Raw genomic sequence first — 4,571 nt, 5'->3', positions numbered from 1 at the left:
CAAAGAGAGAATTTTCAAAAAGCTAAATTTATTTGGGATGAAGCTATCCAAGAGATAGCTGCTGCCTAAAATTTAAGGGTCAGGGTTGTGTTGCGGCCATATTTCCATTAACTTGACGGTGCCGTCAAAACCCCTATGCAGACATTTCTCGATTCTAAAAATATTGCTATTGATAAATCTCATGGTTTTGATATTATCAAATACAAGATTGCTAATGCAAATTAACTATTTATATTTGCATATGTCTGCCAGATCATATCCTGTCTATTACAATGAAAAACCAAAATTTATATCCTAACTTTAATTATACATAAATTTTTTCATAATGAACCCAAAAATTTTTGAATATCTCCTTAAGTTTATTCATTGCTACTTTTACATCTTCTTCTTGTTCAAATATACCAAAACATGTTGAGCCAGAACCACTCATTCTACCTACCAGGCAATTATTTTGTTTTTTTATTATCTTCAATAACTCACCTATAAGTGGATGCTTTTGTATAGCATATTTTTCTAAATCATTTTTACCATGAAAAATTTCATAAATAATATCATCCTTATTACACGAAATTTTTGGAGTAAAATCACCTTTAACACATAAATAAATCTCTTTTGTCTCCACTGCCAAGCCAGGGTTTATTAATAAAATAAATAACTTCTTATTTATATTTATTGGGGTGATCTTATACCCTATTCCTTCAATAAATGCATTTTTATTATAATAAAAAAAAGGCACATCCGCCCCAATATTATGCGCTACCTCACTTATCTGTTTAGCAGTTAATTCTGGAAAATTCCATATTTTGGGTAATAAATTTAGTACAACAGCAGCATTTGATGAACCACCACCTAGGCCAGCAGCTATTGGAATATTTTTTTTTATATGTATTTTTGCAAATTTTAAAGAATTATTAATAGTATTAATGTAGTTTAATACTTTTATAACTATGTTATTTTCTATTAATTTACAATTTTCAAATGAGCAAGAAGATATATCAACAGATGAGTCAATAGTGATAAAGTCTGACAAACTCAACAAGATAAAGTAGCTTTGTAGATTATGGTATCCATTTGTATTTCTATCAACCACATTTAAAAATAAATTAACCTTCGCATGCGATCTTGCAGTATAAATCACTTTAGACTATTCTTGTTTTTTACTCGGACTATAAGTATTCATCTGCTTAAAAAATTCATCATTATTTTTTGAATATTTCATTTTATTGGTTAAAAATTCTATAGCTTCAGTTGTACTCATAGGGTTAAGTATTTTTCTAATCACCCAAGCTTTAGCTAAATTAGCTTTATCAATCAATAATTCTTCCTTCCTCGTACCAGATTTTGCTATATCTATAGCTGGGAAAACACGTTTATCTGCAATTTTTCTATCTAGTACGATTTCTGCATTTCCCGTACCTTTGAATTCTTCAAAAATTACTTCATCCATCCTAGAGCCAGTTTCTACTAGTGCCGTTGCAATGATTGTAAGAGAGCCTCCCTCTTCGATATTTCTTGCTGCTCCAAAAAACTTCTTCGGCCTTTGCAAAGCGTTTGAATCCACCCCTCCACTTAAAACTTTACCTGAGGATGGAGCAATATCATTGTAAGCTCTAGCCAATCTAGTGATAGAATCCAGTAGCACTACCACATCTTTTTTTGACTCTACTAACCTTCTTGCTTTTTCTATTACTATCTCTGCCAATTGAACATGCCTATGAGATGGCTCATCAAAAGTAGAACTCACTACCTCTCCTTTTACAGATCTCAACATATCCGTTACCTCCTCAGGTCTTTCTCCTATTGAAAGTACAATTAGATAAATATCTGGGTAATTTTTTGCTATTGCATGCGCTATACTCTGCATCAATACCGTTTTACCTGTTCTTGGAGGAGCGACGACTAATGCCCTTTGCCCCTTACCTAACGGTGACACGATATCTATCACCCTACCACTTAAAGTACTTTTAGTGCCATCTAAAAATTCTAAAGCAATTTTTTCTTCGGGATAAAGTGGGGTTAAATCCTCGAATAAAACTCTATATTTGCTTCCTTCTGTAGATTGAAAATTAATTGTTTGTACATTGGTAATTGCGAAATATCTTTCCTCTTTTTTAGGAGCTCTCATTAGGCCTGTTATACTGTCTCCTGTTCTTAAGCCAAACCTTCTAATTTGATTTGGCGAAATATATACATCATCTGAACACGGTATATAATTAGATTCTGGAGATCTTAAAAATCCGTAACCATCTGGTAAAATTTCTAGGACACCTTCTCCCATAATTTTGCAACCTCTTTCTGCATATGCTTTTAAAATTGCAAATATCAAATCATGTTTATTAAAATTATTTGGATTTTTTACTAAAAGTGATTCCGCTAGTAAGATAAGCTCCTTAGGATTTTTAGTTTTAAAATCTTTTAACCTTAGAATTTCACTCTCTTCATTACTTGCTTCCTGTTTTACAACATCATCTACTAAATCATTCTCTATATTTTCTTTCCCTATTGACCTAGCGTTATCAGTGTTAATTCTTAGCCTCATAGTTGTGTGCTTCTCCGCAATTTTAATTTCTTTATTAACCGCTTGCGCATTTTCCTCTACATCTTTTTTGCTTAAATCAATAGTATTGGTAGATACATCGTTTGTATTTCTATCTTGCATTTTGTTTTTTTATTGTTGATAAAATTTAAAATTAGAACAAAAATCCCGCCAAGCCCTCAAGCTACACGAGAAATTCTCACTGTCGTTGAATGCCCACATGATAATTATATTTTCATTTTACGTCAATAGTTTAATGGCAAAATAAATGAATATTGGCTAAATTATACAAATTTAATGGTGCCTCTGGCAGGATTTGAACCAGCACATCCGTAAAGGATAACAGATTTTGAGTCTGTCGCGTCTACCATTTCGCCACAGAGGCATAGATGAACCTTAACAAGTTTTTTCAAACAGGTACAGATAATTTAATGCTCAGCCAAAAACTTTCTGTTTAAAAAACTTGTTATTAAAAATAAACATGCAGTAAACATTAGATAATACGCAGGAGCAATATAGCCAATTTTCATAACTAAAAAAGTTGAAATTACTGGCGTTGTACCACCAAATAGTGCATTTCCCATATTCCAACTCAAGGCAATACCTGAATATCTTAACTCCGGATTAAAAAACTTTATTGCAAATGGGTAATATGGAGCAACAACGCATGCTACTAAGATTCCTAACAGGAATATACTAGAGTAAATACTGGTTATATTATTGATATTGTTCATAATATTGTTAAATATTGGCAATATTAAGATAATATATATAAAAATTACAGAGTAGATATATTTTTTATACCCAATTCTATCCGCTAAGTAGCCAAACAATGGCAATGCAACAACCACTGTGGTTAAAGCAAACGCCACAATGCATAACGAGTCATTTTTGGAGAGGCTAATTATTTCCGTAAAATATACATTAAAAAACCCTCTTAACATATAGGTACTTGATGTTGCAACACTGGCAAAAGACGCAATTATCAAAATATTTTGCCATTTTTCTTTTAAAACTACCATTATTGGAAATTTTGCGATCTTTCTTTTGAGTTTCATATCTTCAAATACTGGAGTTTCTGTAGTCCTTTTTCTCATATATAAACCTATAAGCCCCATTAATCCTCCTAATAAAAATCCATACCTCCATGTGAAATCATCAATTTTAATAAAATAATCTATGCTGATTCCAACTATTATCGCCAATAAGGTGCCCGCTATATTTGAAGCCATTATGATACTTCCAATCAAACCAACTTTTTTTTCTTCAAAATGCTCAATGATAAAAATCGCTGAGCCAGCTCCCTCTCCTCCAATACACAAACCTTGAAATATTCGTATTATTGTAAGTAGAATAGGTGCAAATATACCTATTTGATCATGTATTGGCATTATACCAATACATAAAGTCGAAGCCCCCATACCAACTATTGATATGGTCAATGCCATTTTTCTACCAAAAATATCACCTATATGTCCAAAAACTACACCTCCTAACGGCCTCATAAAAAACCCAATGGCAAATATTGCGAATGAAAACATTAGTTGTACATATTCGCCGAAATTAGGAAAAAACAATCTCCCTATAATCTCTGCAAAAACTGCATAAATGCCAAAATCATAATATTCAACAATATTCCCCATTATTGCAGAGCTTATAATTCTTTTTTTATCCATTTAATATAAAATTTTGCTTACTTACCTAAAATGGATTATCTATACACATCAAACAAAAGCAACTAAATATTTAAGGCCGTTGCATAAATGCAAAGCAAGGAAGATATGCAATAAATGGATTGGCATTGCTAAACAAATATAGCATACAATTGAGAAAGCTGATATGATATGCACAATAACACAAATAAGGTTAGTATATGTCAGAAATAATATGTTGCAAATGCAGAGAAAGTGGCACCGTCAAGTTAATGGAAATATGGCCGCAACACAACCCTGACCCTTAAATTTTAGGCAGCAGCTATCTCTTGGATAGCTTCATCCCAAATAAATTTAGCTTTTTGAAAATTCTCTCTTTGGAT

3 protein-coding genes and 1 tRNA gene are annotated in these 4,571 nt (G+C 32.0%); all 4 read right to left on the bottom strand.

Annotated features, from left to right (window positions below; translation table 11 throughout):
* Positions 1 to 304 precede the first annotated feature (304 nt).
* The 4 genes from L8D11_RS03565 to L8D11_RS03550 all read right to left on the bottom strand — a co-directional run bounded on the left by L8D11_RS03565 (position 305) and on the right by L8D11_RS03550 (position 4,212).
* Positions 305 to 1,138 carry a 4-(cytidine 5'-diphospho)-2-C-methyl-D-erythritol kinase gene (locus L8D11_RS03565; RefSeq protein ID WP_336886383.1) on the bottom strand — a complete coding sequence of 278 codons (834 nt, stop codon included), beginning with the start codon at positions 1,136 to 1,138 and terminating at the stop codon, positions 305 to 307.
* A 6-nt stretch (positions 1,139 to 1,144) separates the two neighbouring features.
* The gene (rho, locus tag L8D11_RS03560; protein ID WP_336886384.1) at positions 1,145 to 2,539 is read right to left on the bottom strand and encodes a transcription termination factor Rho; all 1,395 of its coding nucleotides are present in this window, start codon (positions 2,537 to 2,539) and stop codon (positions 1,145 to 1,147) included.
* A 295-nt stretch (positions 2,540 to 2,834) separates the two neighbouring features.
* Positions 2,835 to 2,921: transfer RNA gene (locus L8D11_RS03555), tRNA-Leu, on the bottom strand.
* Between the two features lie 43 nt (positions 2,922 to 2,964).
* The gene (locus tag L8D11_RS03550) at positions 2,965 to 4,212 is read right to left on the bottom strand and encodes an MFS transporter (RefSeq protein WP_236870301.1); all 1,248 of its coding nucleotides are present in this window, start codon (positions 4,210 to 4,212) and stop codon (positions 2,965 to 2,967) included.
* Between the last annotated feature and the right edge of the window lie 359 nt (positions 4,213 to 4,571).

The organism is Candidatus Bandiella numerosa (genome assembly GCF_021811875.1).
GTDB lineage: Bacteria > Pseudomonadota > Alphaproteobacteria > Rickettsiales > Midichloriaceae > Aquirickettsia > Aquirickettsia numerosa_A.
Note: the sequence above shows the minus strand (reverse complement) of the source record. Positions and strands in the feature narration are given on the sequence as shown.

Excerpts from the sequence above, each read along its gene's own strand:
- rho (WP_336886384.1), bottom strand. The coding sequence starts at position 2,539 with ATGAGGCTAAGAATTAACACTGATAACGCTAGGTCAATAGGGAAAGAA.
- L8D11_RS03550 (WP_236870301.1), bottom strand. The coding sequence starts at position 4,212 with ATGGATAAAAAAAGAATTATAAGCTCTGCAATAATGGGGAATATTGTT.